This is a genomic window from Saccharothrix stipae, assembly GCF_054781895.1.
Genome location: NZ_BAAGTN010000003.1, coordinates 97,813 through 115,275, shown reverse-complemented (window position 1 = coordinate 115,275; position 17,463 = coordinate 97,813). Strand labels below are relative to the sequence as shown.

Sequence of the window (17,463 nt, the reverse complement as noted above, 5' to 3'; positions counted from 1 at the left end):
GAACGCGTCGTCGATCACGAGCCGGGTCTCACCGCCGCGGTCGGCCCGCGGGCCGCACGGCCGGCTCAGTCGTGAATGGACGGTGCGAGGCGACACCCCGTACACCGGAGAAGTCGCACCCGCCGTGGACCCGGTTAGCCGGGTGCCGTCCGATTCAACGTTCCGGGTGAAGATCCGGGCGGCAGGTCACTCCATGGCCCGGCGGGCCTGGTTCGTCTCGTGGAGGACCGCCCACGCGTCCGCCACCGGGCCCACGTGCCGGAGCTTGTCGGGGTTGAGCACCGTGCGGATCGTCCGGACCTGCCCGTCGAGGACCTCCAGCGCCCAGGTGCCGACGACCTTGCCGTCGCGGTCGCGGAACACCGCGCCCGGCTCGCCGTTCACCGCCCGCGGCTCCACCACGCCGCCGATCCGCACGAACGGCGGCACGAGCGTCGCCAGCACCCGGGCCACGTTCTCGGCGCCGACGAAGCGGGTGGCCCACTGGGGCGCCTTGCCGCCGCCGTCACCGACCAACTGCACGTCGGCGGCGAGGAGCTCCCGCAGCCCGTCGAGGTCCCCTTCCCGGAAGGCGCCGAAGAACCGCTCGGCGAGTTCCGCGCGCTCGCGCCGGTCGGCCTCGAACCGGGGCCGACCCGCGTCCACGTGCCGGCGCGCCCGCACCGCGAGCTGGCGGCACGCCGCCTCCGAGCGACCCACGGCCGATGCGACCTCGGGGAAGCCGAACCCGAACACCTCCCGCAGCACGAAGACCGCGCGCTCCAGCGGCGTGAGCCGTTCCAGCAGCACCAGGGCCGCCATCGACAGCGAGTCTGCCAGCTCCGCCGAGCGCTCCGGGTCCTGGTACGGGTCGGTGAGCAGCGGCTCGGGGAACCACGGCCCGACGTAGGACTCCCGCCGGACGCGGGCCGAGCGCAGCACGTCGATCGCGATGCGGGTCACCACGGCCGAGAGGTACGACTTGGTCGACGTGGGCCGGGTCGGGGAGGCCGCGTGGCGCAGCCAGGTCTCCTGGACCGCGTCCTCGGCCTCACCCACGCTGCCGAGGATCCGGTAGGCGATCGAGAACAGCAGTGGCCGCAGCTCTTCGAACTCCTCGGTGCGCGTCACGCCTGCTCCTCCGTTGCCACCCGCCGGGTGAACCGCCATCACCAGGGCACCGGGCCGTCCGCGTCGAAGAACCCGCCGGTCGGCCCGTCCGCGCCGAGCGTGGCCAGGCGCACCACGACCTCGGCGCCCTGCGCCGGGGTGAGGTGGCCGGTGTGGTTGTTGCTGTCGGTGTCGACGAAGCCGGGCGCGACGGCGTTGACCAGGATGCCGTCCTTGCGCAGCTCGTTGGCGTACTGCACGGTCAACGAGTTCAGCGCGGCCTTGGAGGGCGTGTACGCGGCCGACGGCAGCAGGCTCGCGAACGGGCCGTCCGGGTCGCCGGTCAACGTCAGCGACGCGGCGTGGCTGCTGACGTTGACGATGCGGGGCGCCGGCGACCGCCGCAGCAGCGGGAGCACCGCGTTGGTGACCGCGATCACCCCGAAGACGTTGGTCTCGAACACCGCGCGGACCATCTCCGGGTCGACCGAGCTGGGCACCTGGTCGACCGCGTCCTGGGGCGAGACCTGCCCCGAGCCGGTGATGCCCGCGTTGTTGACCAGCACGTCGAGGCGGCCGAAACGCTCCTCGACCTGCCGCGCGACCGCCCGCGCGGTGGTGGCGTCGGTGACATCCAGGGTGACCGCGTGCGCGTCACCACCGGACTCCCGCAGCACCGCCGCCACTTCCTCCCCGCGCCGCACGTCCCTGGCACCGACCAGGACCGTCGTCCCCAGCTCGGCCAACCGCTCAGCCACCGCCCGCCCGATCCCCTTGTTCGCCCCGGTAACCAACGCAACCCTCCGCCGCGTGTCGTGCTCGCCCATGATCGAGTCTCCTCACTCGGGGTCGCGGGTCGATTCCCGGACCCTTGTCGTTCCCCGAGACGAGACAGCCCTGGTCGTTGTGACATGCCACCACGCCGACGACCCGTACCAGGCTGGGGGTCAGCCCCACCGCCGGCGGTAGCGTCGTGCGCCGTGGACCTTCTGCCGTTCGACGAGTACGCGGCCTCGCTGAGCCGCAAGCGCGCCGCCGCAGGCGTCCTCTTCCGGGACGAGGCGGGCCGTGTGCTCCTGGTGGAGACCTCCTACAAGAAGACGTGGGAGATCCCCGGAGGGTCCGTGGACGCCGGGGAGGCACCCTGGCGAACCGCCGTTCGAGAGGTCGCGGAGGAAATCGGCATCGACCGCCCTCTGGGGCGACTGCTGCTGATCGACCACATCCCCACCGACGAACCGATGCCCGAGGGCTTGGCGTTCGTCTTCGACGGCGGAGTGATCACCGAGGACGACGTGAACGCGATCGAACTCACGGATCCCGAAATCCGCTCGGTCAGCCTCTTCACCTTGGACGACGTCCGCGATCTGGTGAAACCAACCCTGGCGCGCCGGATCGACGCCGCCCTCAACGCCGTCGCGACGGGCCGGCTGGCCCTCTGCGAGTCGGGCTACGCCGTCAGCTGACCATCAGGCGAGAATGTACAGACCTGTTTGCCGATCGACATCAACCAAGCTCTATCCAACCAGAGGTTGTAGGTTGATAGTGTCTCACGGCGGGACGTTCTCTCTGAGACACCGTGCCGTGAGGTTGGGTGGCGCACCTTCCGGTACACCACCCAACAGATCACCTGATCAGGTCGCTGATTTCAGCAATCAACGCGACGACCTGAACCAGGACACCGAGAAGGACGATGGCCTGGTCAGAGCGGTACCTCTGGCCGGACCGGCGTTCCTCGCCATGCTCGGGATCGTCATCCTCCGCTTGATCGTTTCCTTCCAACTCGCACCTCCATGTGATCACCTCACGACGAGGTGAGCCGGCTTGCCCGGCTCACGTGACGCCGGTAAGCCCGCGAAGGCGCCGTCAACCCTGTTGATCTTCTTTCAGTCGGCCCACTTCACGTAGTGCCGCACTCCCGGGAATGTATCCAGTCGTACGATTCACGTGAATTGGGTTGACCCGAAATGTTCAGGCAGACAGCTAGAGACGAGCATTGCCCGGGCGCCTGTTGCCACTGGTCGCCCTCGATGACGTGCCTCGTCGACCAGGCGACAAGGGTATGCAGTCGCTACAACCGGTCACACAGGCCGTAGTTTCTGTGTTCGCGAGTCATCCTGTCCTGCGCCGTCGCAACACTGTGGACGTCCTCGCCTCGCCAGACGGCCCCTCAGGACGCGACTGCCGGTTGTCACCGGCGGTGATCGGGTGGAACCATGCGCCATGGCCCTGTTACCGAAGTACTCGGTCTACCACTCCGCCGTCCTCGACGCCGACGCCGACGAGGTGTGGGGGCAGGTGCGGGACATGATGGTGTTGCTGGACATCGTGTTCGGCGACGGCGTCGAGAACGCCCACTGGACACACGGCGGCTCGGTCAAGAAGGTGCCCTCCTCCTTCGAGTTCACCCTCCTGCCGAACCACGACCTGGCGCGGGAGGAGGTCGTGGGGCGCTCGGAGACCGACCGCTCGCTGACCTACCGCTCGGTGGCGCAGGTGCTGTTCATCGTCGACTACGTGGCGACCTACCGGGTCCGGCCGGTGACGGACGAGCCCGGCCGCAGCTTCATCGACTGGCAGCGCGAGTTCCGCGTCGTCCCCGGCGTACCGGACGGTTCCGTGGCCGACCTCGAAGCCCTCTTCGCGCAGGAGATCGCGAGCGTCAAGGCCCACTTCGCGGCCTGACGGCCGTTGTTACCGTGGGGCATGACCAGCGAATCCCCCGCAGTGGCACGACGGCGTCGCGAGCAGCTCCGCGACTTCCTGCGCGCCTGCCGGGCCCGCCTCACGCCCGACGACGTCGGCGTGGTGGCGACCGGCAGGCGGCGGACGCCCGGTCTGCGGCGCGAGGAGGTCGCCGCGCTGGCCGGGGTCGGCGTGTCCTGGTACACCTGGCTCGAACAGGGCCGTGACATCAACGTCTCCACCGAGGTGCTGGACGCGATCGGCCGGGCGTTGCGGCTGACCGAACCCGAGCGCACGCACCTGTACCTGCTGGCCGGTCTCAACCCGCCCCGACCGGCCGGTGTGGACGGTGGCGCGGTCACCCCGGAGCTGCGGCAGCTGCTGGACGCGTGGAACCCGCGGCCCGCGATCCTCCGCGACCGGTACTGGAACCTGCTGGCGGTCAACGACGCGACGCGCGCGGTGTTCGGCTACGACGACACCGACCACAACTGCCTGGTCTCCTTCTTCACCAACGCCCGGTACCGCAGCGTGCACGTGCACTGGGAGTCGGTCGCGTCGACCGTGGTCGCCGCCTTCCGCGCCGCCATCGCGCACCGCCCCGACGACCCGGGGTTCGCCCGCGTCGTCGACCGCCTCGGCGCCGTGAGCCCCGAGTTCGCCGAGCTGTGGGCGCGCCACGAGGTGGCCGTGCCCGGCCAGGCGGTGAAGGCGGTGCGCCACCCGGAGGCCGGTGAGCTGGTCTTCGACATGACGACGCTGACCGTGACCGACCACCCGGACTGGCACGTGGAGCTGTACAACCCGCGGCCCGGGACCGGGGAACGGGTGGCGGCGCTGCTGCCCGTCCGGCTCGCCGCACCGGCCTGACCAGGGTGGTGGTGCCACTCCCAGGTTGACCGCGCCCTGGTCGCGGCACGCGCCGATCGGCACGCTGGACCGCATGGAGCACCGCACTTCCCCCCTTTCACACAGCCGTTTCGACGGCCGGATCGCACTCGTCACCGGCGGCACCAGCGGCATGGGACTGGCCACCGCGCGCAGGCTGCTCGCCGAGGGCGCGCACGTCGTCATCACCGGGCGCGACAAGACCCGGTTGGACGTCGCCGCCGAAGCCCTGGGCGGCGGCGACCGCGTCCTCGCGGTGCGCGGCGACGTGGCGAACCCCGCCGACCTCGACGCCGTGGTGGACGCGATCCGCGACCGGCACGGCAGGCTGGACGTGGTGTTCGCCAACGCGGGCGTCGCGTCGTTCCAGCCGAACGGCGAGGTCACCGAGGCCGAGTTCGACCGGGTCGTGGACATCAACTTCAAAGGCGTGTTCTTCACCGTCCAGAAGACCCTCCCGCTGCTGTCCGACCACGCGGCGATCGTGATCAACGCGTCGTGGACGCTGCACCGCGGCCTGCCCGGCGGCTCCCTGTACGCGGCGACCAAGGCGGCCGTGCACAACCTGGCGCGCACCCTCGCCGCCGAGCTGGCGACCAGGGGTATCCGGGTCAACTCCGTCAGCCCCGGCTACATCGAGACGCCGATGTTCCACGACAACGTGCCCACCGAGGCGCAAGGCGCCGTCGTCGCCGCGGTGCCCGCGGGTCGCTTGGGCACCGCCGACGACGTCGCGGACGCGGTCGCCTTCCTCGCCTCCGGCGAGGCGTCCTACGTCAACGGGCAGGACCTGGTGATCGACGGCGGCCTCGTCGCGGTCGCGGGCGTCGGGTGACAGGGCCGCCACTCCGCGCGACAATCGGCGGCGGTGGTCGCGGGGTCCTACGCGGGAGGCGACGTGGTGGAGCTGGACGCGCACATCCGGGCACGGCTGGCCGCGCCGAACTTCTGGCACCTGGCCACGGTGAACCCGGACGGCTCACCGCAGGTCACGCCGATGTGGGTGGACGTGGCGGGCGACCACGTCGTGTTCAACACCTCGCTCGGTCGCGTCAAGGAGGAGAACCTGCGCCGCGACCCGAGGCTGTCCCTGTCGTGCGTGGACCCGGACAACCCGTACGACCGGGTGGAGATCAGGGGTCGCGCGGTCCGCTTCATCGAGGGTGACGAGGCGGAGCGCGGCATGGACCGGCTGGCGAAGAAGTACGTCGGGACCGACCGCTACGAGTGGCTGGTCCCCGGTGAACGGCGGGTGATGGTGCTGGTCGAGCCGACCCGCGTCCGCCACGTCGTCGGCGTCGAGCCGTTCCGGCCGGGCGTGCTGCCGGGGAGCTGACCGGGCTCTCCGTTAACCTTTCGGGTGATCCACACGCCGTCTCGTGGGAGAGGTGGACACCCTTCGTGACCTACGCAGCCGAGATCAGTCGCGCCAACCCGTCGTGCTTCGTGTTCCTGGTCGACCAGTCGGCGTCGATGGAGAACCCGATCGGCGGCGGCCGGCAGCGCAAGTCGGAGGTGGTCGCCGACGCCCTCAACCGGCTGCTCGCCGAGCTGAGCGTGAAGTGCGCGAAGGAGGAGGGCGTCCGCGACTACTTCCACGTCGCCGTCATCGGCTACGGGCACGGGGTCGGCTCGGCGTTCACCGGGCCGCTCGCGGGCCGGGAGCTGGTGCCGCTCAGCCAGGTCGCCGAGAAGCCGGCGCGGGTGGAGAAGCGGGTCAAGGAGGTGCCCGACGGCGCGGGCGGGCTGGTGGAGACGACCACCCGGTTCCCGGTCTGGGTCGACCCGGTCGCCCACGGCGCGACACCGATGTGCCGGGCGCTGTCCCTGGCCGAGTCGCTGGTGTCGGACTGGGTGGTCCGGCACCCGGACGGCTTCCCGCCGATCGTGCTCAACCTGACCGACGGCGAGTCCACCGACGGCGACCCGGCCGGCGCCGCGTGGGCGGTGCAGACGCACGTGACCGCCGACGGCGCGGCGTTGCTGTTCAACCTGCACGTCTCGGCCACCGACGCGGTGCCGGTGGCGTTCCCCGACACCGACACCGCGCTGCCCGACGCCTACGCGCGCACGCTGTTCGGCATGTCCAGCCCGCTGCCGCCGCACATGCGCTTCTACGCGATGCAGCAGGGCGTGGCGGCGGGTGACCAGACGCGCGGGTTCGTCTACAACGCCGACATCACCTCGCTCGTGCAGTTCCTGGACATCGGAACGCGTGCCACGGACCTGCGCTGAGCAGCGGCGTGTTCACCTCTTCCCTCCGCGTGCCCAAGCACGGCCACACGCCGCGTGAGTGCGAGGACGCCGCCCACGTCCTGCCCGCCGCCGGCGAGGGGACGTGGCTCGCCGCGGCCGTCGCCGACGGAGCGTCGGAGAGCCTGCTCGCGGGCCCGTGGGCCGACCTGTTGACCAGGACCGTCACCGACGCCGTGCGCGACGACGACCGCGTGCTGCGGGACGTGGACCGCTTCGCGGCGGCCCTCATGGGCGCCGGGCAGGCGTGGCTCGGGTGGCTCGCCGACTACGTGGCCGAACGCGAGGCCGCGGGCCGCCCGATCGCCTGGTACGAGCAGCCCAAGCTGGACCGCGGGCCGCACGCCACGGTGCTCGCGGCGCGGTTCGACACCGGGCCGTCGGCGACCCGGTGGGAGGTCGCCGCCCTGGGTGACAGCTGCCTGTTCCACACCCGCGACGACCGGCTCCTGCGCGCGTTCCCGCTGGAGTCGGCGGCGGCGTTCGACAACTCGCCGGGGCTGGTCAACGCGTTCGACCGGGACGGCGCGCTGCTGGCACGGCACGTGCGGACGGCGTCGGGCGTCGCGGAGCCGGGCGACCGGTTCTTCCTCTGCACCGACGCGCTCGCCGCGTGGTTCCTGGGTGCGGCCGAACGCGGTGACCGACCGTGGCACGTGCTGGACGAGTTCACGCGGTCGGGTGATCTCGACGGGTTCACGGCGTGGTTGACCACGACCCGCGCGGAAGGGTTGATGCGCAATGACGACGTCACCGTCGTTCACCTCACCCTCGGGTGAGCCCACCCGCGCGTTCCCGTCCGGCGCGACCTACGTCGAGGCGCTCCAGGACACCGCGCTGTGCTTCCGCGGCACCGACCTGGCCGGGGCCGAGGTGCGCGTCGACGCGTTGGGCCGACCCCGCGCGATCTCGGGCAACTTCGCCGGCGTCTTCTCGGTGACCGTCGCCGACGGCACCCGGTACGCGATCAAGTGCTTCACCCGCGAGGCGCCGGAGCAGGCGACTCGCTACCGCGCCATCGGCGAGCACCTGGCAGGCCTGGACGACGGCTGGACCGTCGGCTTCGACTACCTCGACCAGGGCATCCTCGTGGAGGGCGCCTGGTACCCCGCGCTGCGGATGGAGTGGGTGGAGGCGGTCAACCTCCTGCGCTGGGTCGACCGGCACGTCGACGACCCGGCGGCGCTGTGGCGGGTCGCCGACCGGTTCGCGCGCCTGGTCGCCGACCTCGCCGCGGCCCGCGTCGGGCACGGCGACCTCCAGCACGGCAACCTCCTGGTCACCGACGACGGCTCGGTGAGGCTGGTCGACTACGACGCCATGTACGTGCCCGCGCTCGCCGGCCTGCCCGCCGCCGAGACCGGCCACCGCAACTACCAGTCGCCCGACCGCACCCCGGCGGACTTCGGCCCGGAGGTCGACCGGTTCTCGTCCTGGGTCGTCTACCTGTCGCTGGTGGCGGTGGCGACCGATCCCGCGCTGTGGCGGCAGCTGCGCGACGAGGACGCCGAGCACCTGCTCCTGGCCGAGTCCGACTTCACCGACCCGGCGGGCTCGTTCCGGCTCGCCACCCTGACCGGTCACCCCGACCCGCGCCTGCGCGGGCTCGCCGAGCGCTTCCACGACATCCTGCTGCACCACCGCGCCGCTCCCCCACCGCTCGAACCCGTCGCCGGCGTGGAGCCGGTCGGCGACCCGGCCGCGCCCGACACCCCGCTCGCGGCCGCCACCGCCCTGCCGTCGTGGGTGGCCGAACGCCTCCAGCCGCGCATGCCCGCCCCACCGCCCTTGGTGCGGTTCAGCCGGCGTGCCCCGGCCCTGGCCGTGCTGACCTGGCTGCTGGTGGTGCTGCTGCCGTTCGGCGTGCCGGCGGCGATCGTCGTGGACGAGGCGGTGGCGGTCGCGGACGTGGCGGCGCTGCTGGCGTGGGCGGCGTTCACGGCCGCCGGCTACCGCCGCCAACCCGAGCACGCACGGGCCCGTGCCGCACGTGCCGAGCGCAAACGGCTGGTCGACGACCGGTCGGCCGCCGCCGCCCGGACCGCCCGGGTCGACCAGGAGACCCGGCGGATCGCCGAGGCGACCGAGAGGTCCAGGGCGGAGCAGGACCAGCGGCGCCGGATGCTGCGGCACCGGCACGACGAGCGCCTGCGCGCTCACCAGCGGACCGTCAAGCAGCACCTCGACCGGATCGACCGCGACCGGCAGGCGTCGGCGGCCCGGATGCACCTGGAGGAGCAGCGGCTGCTGGTCCGGCGGCAGAAGGCGCACCTGCGCGCGGGGCTGGCGGGTTTCCGCCTCGCGACCGCGGGCATCGAGGGCGTCGGGCCCGCGCTGACCGCCAACCTGGAAGCGGTCGGCGTCCGCACCGCCGGTGACTTCGTCGGCGTCCGCTACGAGGTCGACGGTCCCGACCGGGTGGCGGTCTTCGTCCTGGTCGACGGCCGCGGTGTGAGCGCGGCCGGTGTCGGCGAGGTCGCGGCGGGGCTCGTCGACCGGTGGCGCGCACGCCTCACCGCCGAGGTCTCGGCCGACCGGCCGACGTCGTTGACGCCCGTGGAGCACCAGGCGCTAAAGATTCGGTCCGCCGTTGAGCGGGCCGCGCTGGACGCCGAGCACCAGCGGGTGCTGGCCGAGGCCGAGGCGAAGGTCGTGGAGCTGCGGGCGGAGCTGCGTGCCGACCAGGTCGCCCTCGCCGACGAGATGAAGAGCGCCAACACGGCCACCGCACGCGCCCGGGTCGACCACGACCGCACGGTCGCCGAAGCCGCCGTGCGCCTCGAACGCGCACGACAAGCCGCAGCCGAGGGCATCACGCGGGCCGACGCGTTCCGGCCGATCAGCTACCGCCGGTACCTCCGATTCCTCCTGACGGGCCGGAACTGAGCCCCTTCACCCGTCAGGCTCCAACTGAGACCGCGAGCTGAACCGACGCGCCGGTATTCATTGACACGTTTCGACCTCCTGATCGAAACTTTAGGTCATCGACCGGTGATCTTCCGCTTCGTCGCCGCTCCACCACCCTGTCTCAAAGGAGAGCCCTGGTGATCAAGAGTTCGGGCCGCCCGCGGATCCGCTCGGCGGCCGTCATGTTCGCGATAGCCGCGCTCGCGCTGGCCGGCACACTGACGGCGGTGGCGAGGTCGACCACCGCGACCGCCGCGGCCGGTGGTGTCGTGGCGCCGGCGGGGGTCGAGGACGAGGGCGCCGACTGCGCGGTGTCGCCGCCGGGGTCGTTCCCGGCCAACTCCCGGCTGCCCGACCCGTTCACGAAGCTCAACGGCCAGCGGATCACGTCCAAGTCCGACTGGCGGTGCCGACGGGCCGAGATCCGGGAGCTGGCCGAGCGCCACGTCTACGGCGACAAGCCGGCCAAGCCTGCCAGCGTCACCGGCACCGTCTCCAGCAGCAGCATCACGGTCAACGTCTCCCACAACGGCCGCAGCTCCAGCTTCTCGGCGAGCGTGCAGCTGCCGTCGGGCACGGGTCCGTTCCCGGCGGTGATCGTCTACGGCGGGTTCGGCGGCGACACCGCCACCATCCGGGCCGCCGGCGCCGCGACCATCAGCTTCGACCCCTACTCGGTCGGCCGCGAGGGCACGCCGCGCAACAACAAGCAGGGCGCGTTCTACAGCGTCTACGGCAACACCAGCCCCACCGGCCTGCTCATGGCGTGGGCCTGGGGCGTGTCCCGCATCATCGACGTCGTGGAGCATTCCGGCGGGAACGTCCTGCGCGCCGACATCGGCGTCACCGGCTGCTCGCGCTTCGGCAAGGGCGCCTTCGCCGCCGGCGTGTTCGACCAGCGCGTCGCCCTGACCATGCCGATCGAGTCCGGCACCGCCGGCCTGCCCATCTACCGCGGCGTCAACGCCGAAGGCGGCCAGACCCTGTCCAGCGCCTACGGCGAGCAGCCGTGGTTCGGCGACGCCTTCAGCTCCTACACCGGCAACCCCAACGCCGCGCCCATCGACACCCACTCCCTGGTGGCCATGGTCGCGCCACGCGGCCTGTTCGTCATGGACAACCCCCACATCGCCAACCTCGGCCCCCGTTCCGCGAGCGTGGCCGCGCTGGGCGGCGCCGAGGTCTACAAAGCCCTCGGCGCGGGCAGCAACCTGCTGTACCACTCCAACGTCACCGACGGCAACCACTGCGCCAACCGGTCCGAGTGGCGCACCCCGCTGACGCAGGCCATCGGCAAGTTCCTGCGCAACACCGGCAGCTTCACCGGCGGCGTGCAGATGCACAGCAAGGCCACCGGCAACCTGTCCCAGTGGCGCGACTGGACCACCCCGACCCTGACCGACGGCCCCACCAGCACGACCACCTCCACCTCCACGACCACATCGACTTCCACGTCCACCTCTACGTCGACCACGACCTCCACGACCACGACGACGACCACCACCACCACCTCGCAGCAGCCCGGCGGCTGCACGGCGACGGTGTCGCTCAACCAGTGGACGGGCGGCTTCGTGGCCACGGTGAAGGTCACCGCCGGCTCCACGCCGCTCAACGGCTGGACCGTCACCATGACCCTGCCGTCGGGCGCCACCGTGACCAACGCGTGGAACACCACCCGCAGCGGCAACACCGGCACGGTCGACTTCCGCAACGTCGGCTTCAACGGCAACCTCGCGGCCGGCCAGTCGACCGAGTTCGGCTACCAGGCGACCGGCACCGGCGCGGGGATGACACCCACCTGCGCGGCCGGCTAGTCGTACCGACCTGTGTGGGCGGGGACCCGGCGTGGAGGCTTGGGGCCTCCACGCCGGGGCTCGGAGCCGTGGATCACAGCGGGGCCGGGGATGACAGCGGGGCGTGGGAGCGTTCACCCTGGTGCACACCGATCGGACCGAGGAGCGGAGCGACCACATGGCAACCGTGACCGAGAAGGCCGTCCTCGCGGGCGGCTGTTTCTGGGGCATGCAGGATCTGTTCCGCCGCCACCCGGGCGTCGTCTCCACGCGCGTCGGCTACACCGGCGGCGACGTGGCGAACGCGACCTACTACAACCACGCCGGCCACGCCGAGGCGATCGAGATCGTCTTCGACCCGGCGCAGCTGAGCTACCGGCAGATCCTGGAGTTCTTCTTCCAGATCCACGACCCGACGACGCGCGACCGCCAGGGCAACGACATCGGCACCAGCTACCGCTCGGCGATCTTCTACACCGACGACGGGCAGAAGCAGGTGGCGGAGGCGACGATCGCCGACGTCGACGCGTCCGGCAAGTGGCCGGCCAAGGTCGTCACCGAGGTCACCCAGGCGGGTGACTTCTGGGAGGCCGAGCCGGAGCACCAGGACTACCTGGAGCGCTTCCCCAACGGCTACACCTGCCACTACGTGCGGCCGGAATGGCAGCTCGGCGAGCGCTGAGCACCACCGTCGAGGTGGTGGCGCTGCACGTGTCACCCGTGCACGCCTACGAGGGACGTCCCGGCGACGGACCACGACCCGATCCCGAGCCGGTCTCGCGCGATCACGTCGTGGTCCGGGCGGGCCTGGGCCTGGTCGGCGACCGCTACTTCAACCGACCCGCGCACCGCACGGCCGCCGTCACCGTCTTCGCCGTCGAGGCGCTGGAGGACGTCACCGACGGGCTCGGCCTGACCACCGCGCCGAGCCCGCTGGTCGTGCGGCGCAACATCGTGCTGCGCGGGTTCGACGTGGACCGGCTCGCCCGGCACGACGTGTTCAGCCTGGATTCCGGCGACGGCCCGGTGCGGTTCGAGACCCACCGCCCCGCGAACCCGTGCGCGTGGATGAACGCGGTGATCGCCCCGGGAGCGTTCCGGGCGCTGCGCGGCCGCAGCGGGAAGCGCTGCGTCCCGCTCGACGACGGCCTGCTCCGGCTCGGCCCGGCGACCCTGACCACGTGAGGTGTCGGCAGGCGCGCGCGGCGCCTGCCGACCGGACCGGCACTCATGCCGGTCTTCCTCCCCCTTGCCCCCTCGGGCGCCGACGGTCACCCCGTCGGCACGACCGTGCTCACCCCTCGTGCGGCCCGCCGACCGACGGCCCGGCGACGGCGGCCCAGGTAACCGCCCAAGAAGCCGCCGGCCGCGAGCACCACGCCACCGGCCCTGGCCAGGCCGACGCCCACCCGGTGCCTGCCGGTCACGCGGGCGGCCAACGAGGCGGCGAAGACGACCGTGGCCACGCCGTTGGCGGCGGCGTGCACGATGCCCACGCGCCGCGCGCCCCGGCCGGTTGCCGCCCAGTCGGCAAGCCCCGTGACCATCGCGGGCGCCGCGCCGAGCAGCCCGAGGGCCACCAGGCGGGTGGCCGCGCGCCGTGACCCCTCGTCCGGGAACCAGTCCAGGAACTGGGCCATGAACCAGGCGGCGAACGGCGTGTCCTTGGCGATCACGTGCAGCGGGACGCCGGTCGCCTCGCCGTGCAGGAAGCGGCGCAGCGGTTCGCGGGCCACCAGCCGCCGGGCCAGCGGGTCCGCCGCCCCGATCACGCCGTCCAGCGCCTCCGAGCTCTCCACCCGCTCCAACAATCGCAGGTATGCGTGGGTCTTTCGGGTCTCCTCCACGATGCTCACGCCCTTTCGGAGTGCGTCCACCCACGGTACTACGTTCATAGTGTCAAGTCACTATGGATATAGTGATCGAGTGACGCCCACCAGACAGCGAGCCCTGGACGCCGGCATCGAACTCGTCGGGACCCAGGGCCTGCGCGCGCTCACCCACGCCCGCGTCGACGACCACGCCGGCCTGGCCAGGGGTTCGACGTCGAACTACTTCCGCACCCGCCGGGCGCTGCTCGCCGGCGTGGTCGGCCGGCTCGCCGAGATCGACCTGGCGCAGGTCGAGGACGCCTTCATCCCCACCACGGCCGACGAGCTGGTGGACGCGCTGTGCCGGACGTTCGAGCACATGACGGGCGCGGGCCGCACGGCGACCGCGGCCCGGCTGATCCTGTTCATGGAAGCGAGCCACACACCGGAGCTGCGACCAGCACTGGCACGCGGCCGCGAGGCCATGGAAGCGGTCGGCGTCGTCGCACTGGCCCGGCTCGGCGCACCCGACCCCCAAGCCACCGCCACCGCGCTGGCCGCCTGCTTCGAGGGCCACGTCCTGCACCGCATCGCCCGCCACGACCACACCGATCCCCGCCCCACGTTCGACCTGGTCGTGAAGACCGCGTTGCGAGATCGGGCAGACCGGTGACGCCCTCGACCTCTCCGTTCGAGTGATCCCGCCGCCGCGTCGCTCACGGCTACCCGCCGTCTCCGGCGCAGGTCGGCAGGCATCGACACCGCGACGACCGGGGTGCCCGCCCTGTTCGTGCCGCGCACACCGGCCCGTGTCCGACCATGGGGAGGGAGGTGCCCGAAAGGCATTCCCGGCTCTCGCTTTGAGATGCGTTTCCGCTGATGGGCGACGTCACGCGCGATGTGCGAAGGTGGGGATCATGGTCGCCGCCGCTCGTTCGCCGCTGCTGTCCTGGACGACGATCGCGCCGCTGCTCGCCGTCATGGTGCTCGCCGTGACGTGGGGCCGTGCCCCCGGCGGCCTCCTCGTGGCACTCGTGGCCGTCGTACTCGCCACCACGGTGCTCGCCGCGGTGCACCACGCGGAGATCGTGGCACTGCGCGTGGGTGAGCCGTTCGGCTCGCTGGTGCTCGCGGTCGCGGTGACCGTGATCGAGGTGGCGCTCATCGTCACGCTGATGGCGTCCGGCGGGCCCGAGGCCGCGTCGCTGGCCCGCGACACCGTGTTCGCGGCGGTCATGATCACGACCAACGGCATCGTCGGCATCTCGTTGCTGCTCGGTGCTTTGCGCTACGGCGTCGCGCTGTTCAACCCCGAGGGCAGCGGTGCCGCGCTCGCCACCGTGGCCACGCTCGCGACGCTGAGCCTCGTGCTGCCGACGTTCACCACGAGCCGGCCAGGGCCGGAGTTCTCAGCCCCGCAGCTCGCGTTCGCCGCACTCGCATCGCTTGCTCTGTACGGGCTCTTCGTGTTCACCCAGACCGTCCGGCACCGCGACTTCTTCCTCCCCGTGACCCCCGACGGCGTGGTGGAGTCCGAAGAACACGCCACGGTGCCGAGCGGTCGCGCGACGCTGGTGAGTCTCGCGCTGCTCCTCGTCGCGCTGGTGGCCGTGGTGGGCCTGGCGAAGGTCGAGTCACCGGCGATCGAGGCGGGCGTGCGGGCCGCCGGGTTCCCGCCGTCGTTCGTCGGTGTCGTCATCGCGCTGTTGGTGCTGCTGCCGGAGACCATCGCCGCCGCACGCGCCGCGCTGCGCGAACGCGTCCAGACCAGCCTCAACCTCGGCTACGGCTCCGCGATGGCGAGCATCGGCCTCACCATCCCCACGATCGCGCTCGCCACCATCTGGCTGGACGGCCCGCTGGTGCTCGGCCTCGGGGCGACGCAGACGGTGCTGCTGGTGCTCACCGTCGTGGTGAGCGTGCTGACCGTCGTGCCAGGGCGGGCCACCCGGCTCCAGGGCGGCGTGCACCTGGCGCTGCTCGCCGCATTCCTGTTCCTCGCCATCAACCCGTGATGCCCGAGCTCCCGACTCCAACTTGCCGGTCATGCCGACTCTCGCCGGCGTCGGGTCAGGTGACGGCGAGGAACGTCTCGTACAACGCGACATCGCCCCTGGTGCGTCGGTCAGCATCGGCTTCCAGGCCGCCCACACCGGCAACACCGGCAACACCGCTGAACCCACCTCGTTCACCCCCAACGGGGCGACCTGCGGCGTCCACCTGACCCGCCACGCGCACGCGGGGTGGAACCGGACCGGGCTGATGCGCCGTCCACCACTGTGCCGGAACCACACCCGCGTGGTCGAAGCGGACGAACGTGTAATGGTGCCGGCATGGTAAGCGTTTACCTGAGGAATCCGCGCTTCCCGACACCGCGTCCAGCGACCGAGCGGCAGTTCCGGGCAAGCCCGGCGGGACCGGGCGCGGCACGAGGATCGACGCGGTACCGCACACCGTGCGGTGGAGGCGACCCGCGTTCCACCGCGTAGGAGGGGAATTGCCATGCGACGAGCGAGGAACTCCCGCCGCGCCTTGATCGGGACGGCTACCGCGGCGTTGTTGTGCACCGGGCTGGTGACCGGGACCGCCTCGGCGACACCGGTCGTGGCGGAACTGCACTACACGTGCGCGGTCCCGTCCGGGCCCGAGTCGGTGGTCGACGCCGACGTCACGCTCGTGCTGCCGGACGAGGGGATGGGGGGCGGCGACGTCCCCTACTCCGAGCCCGCGTTCATCGACGTCGACCTGGCGCTCGGCGGTGACCGGGCGGGATTGGCGGCACGCGGCGGGATGCGCCTGGACGGCGACAGCACCGCGACGCTCGCGGCGAGCTTCGCCGGTCCCGTCACCCTGGACAGCGCGGCCACGTTGACGTTCGCGCCGACGTGGATCACCGCGTCCGGCGGCGCGCTGCCGCTGACCGCGGCCGGTGGGTTCCCCCTACTGCACTTCCAGCGTGCCGGTGACTACGCCATCCACCTGGGCGAGCTGAAGCTGTCGCTGCGCCCCGAGCGGGCGGACGGCACGCCGCTGGGGACGATCACCGCCACGTGCACGCCCGACCCCGGTCAAGCCCCGGTCGGCACGCTGACGTCCGAGTCGAGCATCATCGAGCACCCGGTGCGGCCGTCCCAGCTGCGGGTGACCTCACTGACGCCCACCAGCGCCTCGCTGGCGTGGCACGCGGTCCCGTGGTGGTTCGAGACCTGGGGTTACGAGGTCTACCTCGACGGCGCGCTGGTCTCGTTCGTCACCGACAAGCAGGCGACGATCACCGGCCTGGCGCCCGACAGCCAGCACCGCGTCAAGATCGTGACGCGGGACATGCGCAGCTTCTCCTCACCGCCGAGCCAGGGCCTCGTGTTCGCCACCCCACCGGCACTCGGCTGATCGCACGACACGGCCCCTCTCGGCGACGCGGCACACCGTGGTGACACACGATCGGATGGAAACTGTCGTCGACCGGGATGGCCTCTGTGCCGGGCCGCCGAGCGTTTCCAGGTCTCGCCGCACACCGATGTCGTCCTCCTCGCACTCGCAGCGTCGAGTAGGACCGGTCGTGTGTCACGCGCAGGCATGGGAGACAGTGCATGGATCACCGGAGGCCGTGAAGAAACTCACGGCCTCCGGTGGAATGCATCGTCAGCCCGAAACATGTCGATCGCCTCCCCGCGCCCGCCCCGTTCCGACCGGGGTGCCGCAGCACGCGCCGGCGGCCGGTGAGCAATGCGAAACCGCGTCCGCCGGGGCCACGCAACACGACGTTGCAGGTGCGATTCGTCGCGCGGGTTCGACGTGGACCGGCTCGCCCGGCACGACGTGTTCAGCCTGGACTCCGGCGACGGCCCGGTGCGGTTCGAGACCCACCGCCCCGCGAACCCGTGCGCGTGGATGAACGCGGTGATCGCCCCGGGAGCGTTCCGGGCGCTGCGCGGCCGCGGCGGGAAGCACTGCGTCCCGCTCGACGACGGCCTGCTCCGGCTCGGCCCGGCAACCCCGATCGCCTGAGCGCACCGGGACAGTCACGCCGCCGTCAC

At 71.9% G+C, this 17,463-nt stretch carries 20 protein-coding genes; 16 read left to right on the top strand and 4 right to left on the bottom strand.

From position 1 onward, the window contains the following. Nucleotides 1-186: 186 nt before the first annotated feature. Both ACYVLT_RS07350 and ACYVLT_RS07345 read right to left on the bottom strand, forming a co-directional pair. Nucleotides 187-1,110: an RNA polymerase sigma-70 factor gene (locus ACYVLT_RS07350; RefSeq protein ID WP_461119357.1), complete on the bottom strand. Its 924-nt coding sequence runs from the start codon at nucleotides 1,108-1,110 to the stop codon at nucleotides 187-189. A gap of 38 nt (nucleotides 1,111-1,148) precedes the next feature. Then, complete coding sequence (locus ACYVLT_RS07345) at nucleotides 1,149-1,916, bottom strand: SDR family oxidoreductase (RefSeq protein WP_461119356.1); 768 nt, start codon at nucleotides 1,914-1,916, stop codon at nucleotides 1,149-1,151. 153 nt (nucleotides 1,917-2,069) lie between these two features. Here ACYVLT_RS07345 and ACYVLT_RS07340 point away from each other — a divergent pair, with 153 nt between their 5' ends. Beyond that, nucleotides 2,070-2,555 (top strand): NUDIX domain-containing protein, encoded by a 486-nt coding sequence (locus ACYVLT_RS07340; protein ID WP_461119355.1) that lies wholly within the window; start codon nucleotides 2,070-2,072, stop codon nucleotides 2,553-2,555. Nucleotides 2,556-2,715: 160 nt separating this feature from the next. Here the strand turns inward: ACYVLT_RS07340 and ACYVLT_RS07335 are convergent, their stop codons facing one another. Then, complete coding sequence (locus ACYVLT_RS07335; RefSeq protein WP_461119354.1) at nucleotides 2,716-2,871, bottom strand: hypothetical protein; 156 nt, start codon at nucleotides 2,869-2,871, stop codon at nucleotides 2,716-2,718. 441 nt (nucleotides 2,872-3,312) lie between these two features. Here ACYVLT_RS07335 and ACYVLT_RS07330 point away from each other — a divergent pair, with 441 nt between their 5' ends. The 10 genes from ACYVLT_RS07330 (at nucleotide 3,313) to ACYVLT_RS07285 (ending at nucleotide 12,800) form a co-directional block, all read left to right on the top strand. Further along, nucleotides 3,313-3,774, top strand: a complete 462-nt coding sequence (locus ACYVLT_RS07330; protein WP_461119353.1) for an SRPBCC family protein — start codon at nucleotides 3,313-3,315, stop codon at nucleotides 3,772-3,774. A gap of 21 nt (nucleotides 3,775-3,795) precedes the next feature. Then, on the top strand, nucleotides 3,796-4,644 hold the full coding sequence (locus ACYVLT_RS07325) for a helix-turn-helix transcriptional regulator (protein WP_461119352.1): 849 nt from the start codon (nucleotides 3,796-3,798) through the stop codon (nucleotides 4,642-4,644). Nucleotides 4,645-4,669: 25 nt separating this feature from the next. After that, a complete protein-coding gene (locus tag ACYVLT_RS07320) occupies nucleotides 4,670-5,497 on the top strand; it encodes a glucose 1-dehydrogenase (RefSeq protein WP_461119351.1) in 828 nt (275 codons plus the stop codon). 33 nt (nucleotides 5,498-5,530) lie between these two features. Next, complete coding sequence (locus ACYVLT_RS07315) at nucleotides 5,531-5,998, top strand: PPOX class F420-dependent oxidoreductase (protein ID WP_461119350.1); 468 nt, start codon at nucleotides 5,531-5,533, stop codon at nucleotides 5,996-5,998. A gap of 65 nt (nucleotides 5,999-6,063) precedes the next feature. Further along, nucleotides 6,064-6,897 carry a vWA domain-containing protein gene (locus tag ACYVLT_RS07310; protein WP_461119349.1) on the top strand — a complete coding sequence of 278 codons (834 nt, stop codon included), beginning with the start codon at nucleotides 6,064-6,066 and terminating at the stop codon, nucleotides 6,895-6,897. A gap of 8 nt (nucleotides 6,898-6,905) precedes the next feature. After that, nucleotides 6,906-7,694 carry a protein phosphatase 2C domain-containing protein gene (locus ACYVLT_RS07305; protein WP_461119348.1) on the top strand — a complete coding sequence of 263 codons (789 nt, stop codon included), beginning with the start codon at nucleotides 6,906-6,908 and terminating at the stop codon, nucleotides 7,692-7,694. Next, nucleotides 7,657-9,801: a hypothetical protein gene (locus tag ACYVLT_RS07300; protein ID WP_461119347.1), complete on the top strand. Its 2,145-nt coding sequence runs from the start codon at nucleotides 7,657-7,659 to the stop codon at nucleotides 9,799-9,801. The genes ACYVLT_RS07305 and ACYVLT_RS07300 overlap by 38 nt, the downstream gene beginning before the upstream one ends. 158 nt (nucleotides 9,802-9,959) lie before the next feature. After that, nucleotides 9,960-11,636, top strand: coding sequence for a glucuronyl esterase domain-containing protein (locus ACYVLT_RS07295; RefSeq protein WP_461119346.1), 1,677 nt, complete (start codon nucleotides 9,960-9,962; stop codon nucleotides 11,634-11,636). A gap of 157 nt (nucleotides 11,637-11,793) precedes the next feature. Next, nucleotides 11,794-12,297, top strand: coding sequence for a peptide-methionine (S)-S-oxide reductase MsrA (gene msrA, locus ACYVLT_RS07290; RefSeq protein ID WP_461119345.1), 504 nt, complete (start codon nucleotides 11,794-11,796; stop codon nucleotides 12,295-12,297). Then, on the top strand, nucleotides 12,276-12,800 hold the full coding sequence (locus ACYVLT_RS07285; RefSeq protein WP_461119344.1) for an MOSC domain-containing protein: 525 nt from the start codon (nucleotides 12,276-12,278) through the stop codon (nucleotides 12,798-12,800). Before msrA ends, ACYVLT_RS07285 begins: the two co-directional genes overlap by 22 nt. An 86-nt stretch (nucleotides 12,801-12,886) precedes the next feature. Here ACYVLT_RS07285 and ACYVLT_RS07280 read toward each other — a convergent pair whose 3' ends face one another. Beyond that, nucleotides 12,887-13,492 (bottom strand): DUF2231 domain-containing protein, encoded by a 606-nt coding sequence (locus ACYVLT_RS07280; RefSeq protein WP_461119343.1) that lies wholly within the window; start codon nucleotides 13,490-13,492, stop codon nucleotides 12,887-12,889. Between the two features lie 49 nt (nucleotides 13,493-13,541). Between ACYVLT_RS07280 and ACYVLT_RS07275 the strand changes: the two genes are divergently transcribed. From ACYVLT_RS07275 to ACYVLT_RS07255, 5 genes are all read left to right on the top strand, one after another. Then, nucleotides 13,542-14,099 carry a TetR/AcrR family transcriptional regulator gene (locus tag ACYVLT_RS07275; RefSeq protein WP_461119342.1) on the top strand — a complete coding sequence of 186 codons (558 nt, stop codon included), beginning with the start codon at nucleotides 13,542-13,544 and terminating at the stop codon, nucleotides 14,097-14,099. 244 nt (nucleotides 14,100-14,343) lie between these two features. Then, nucleotides 14,344-15,441 carry a calcium:cation antiporter gene (locus ACYVLT_RS07270; protein ID WP_461119341.1) on the top strand — a complete coding sequence of 366 codons (1,098 nt, stop codon included), beginning with the start codon at nucleotides 14,344-14,346 and terminating at the stop codon, nucleotides 15,439-15,441. Nucleotides 15,442-15,472: 31 nt separating this feature from the next. Then, on the top strand, nucleotides 15,473-15,766 hold the full coding sequence (locus ACYVLT_RS07265; protein WP_461119340.1) for a hypothetical protein: 294 nt from the start codon (nucleotides 15,473-15,475) through the stop codon (nucleotides 15,764-15,766). Nucleotides 15,767-15,928: 162 nt separating this feature from the next. Continuing rightward, nucleotides 15,929-16,816: a DUF6801 domain-containing protein gene (locus tag ACYVLT_RS07260; protein ID WP_461119339.1), complete on the top strand. Its 888-nt coding sequence runs from the start codon at nucleotides 15,929-15,931 to the stop codon at nucleotides 16,814-16,816. Nucleotides 16,817-17,221: 405 nt separating this feature from the next. Next, nucleotides 17,222-17,434 (top strand): hypothetical protein, encoded by a 213-nt coding sequence (locus ACYVLT_RS07255; RefSeq protein ID WP_461119338.1) that lies wholly within the window; start codon nucleotides 17,222-17,224, stop codon nucleotides 17,432-17,434. The last annotated feature ends 29 nt before the right edge of the window (nucleotides 17,435-17,463 follow it).

What these genes read in the sequence shown, in the direction of transcription:
- ACYVLT_RS07285 (WP_461119344.1), top strand. Translation starts at nt 12,276, where the DNA reads ATGGCAGCTCGGCGAGCGCTGAGCACCACCGTCGAGGTGGTGGCGCTG.
- ACYVLT_RS07270 (WP_461119341.1), top strand. Translation starts at nt 14,344, where the DNA reads ATGGTCGCCGCCGCTCGTTCGCCGCTGCTGTCCTGGACGACGATCGCG.
- ACYVLT_RS07260 (WP_461119339.1), top strand. Translation starts at nt 15,929, where the DNA reads ATGCGACGAGCGAGGAACTCCCGCCGCGCCTTGATCGGGACGGCTACC.
- msrA (WP_461119345.1), top strand. Translation starts at nt 11,794, where the DNA reads ATGGCAACCGTGACCGAGAAGGCCGTCCTCGCGGGCGGCTGTTTCTGG.
- ACYVLT_RS07265 (WP_461119340.1), top strand. Translation starts at nt 15,473, where the DNA reads ATGCCGACTCTCGCCGGCGTCGGGTCAGGTGACGGCGAGGAACGTCTC.
- ACYVLT_RS07345 (WP_461119356.1), bottom strand. Translation starts at nt 1,916, where the DNA reads ATGGGCGAGCACGACACGCGGCGGAGGGTTGCGTTGGTTACCGGGGCG.
- ACYVLT_RS07300 (WP_461119347.1), top strand. Translation starts at nt 7,657, where the DNA reads ATGACGACGTCACCGTCGTTCACCTCACCCTCGGGTGAGCCCACCCGC.
- ACYVLT_RS07330 (WP_461119353.1), top strand. Translation starts at nt 3,313, where the DNA reads ATGGCCCTGTTACCGAAGTACTCGGTCTACCACTCCGCCGTCCTCGAC.
- ACYVLT_RS07325 (WP_461119352.1), top strand. Translation starts at nt 3,796, where the DNA reads ATGACCAGCGAATCCCCCGCAGTGGCACGACGGCGTCGCGAGCAGCTC.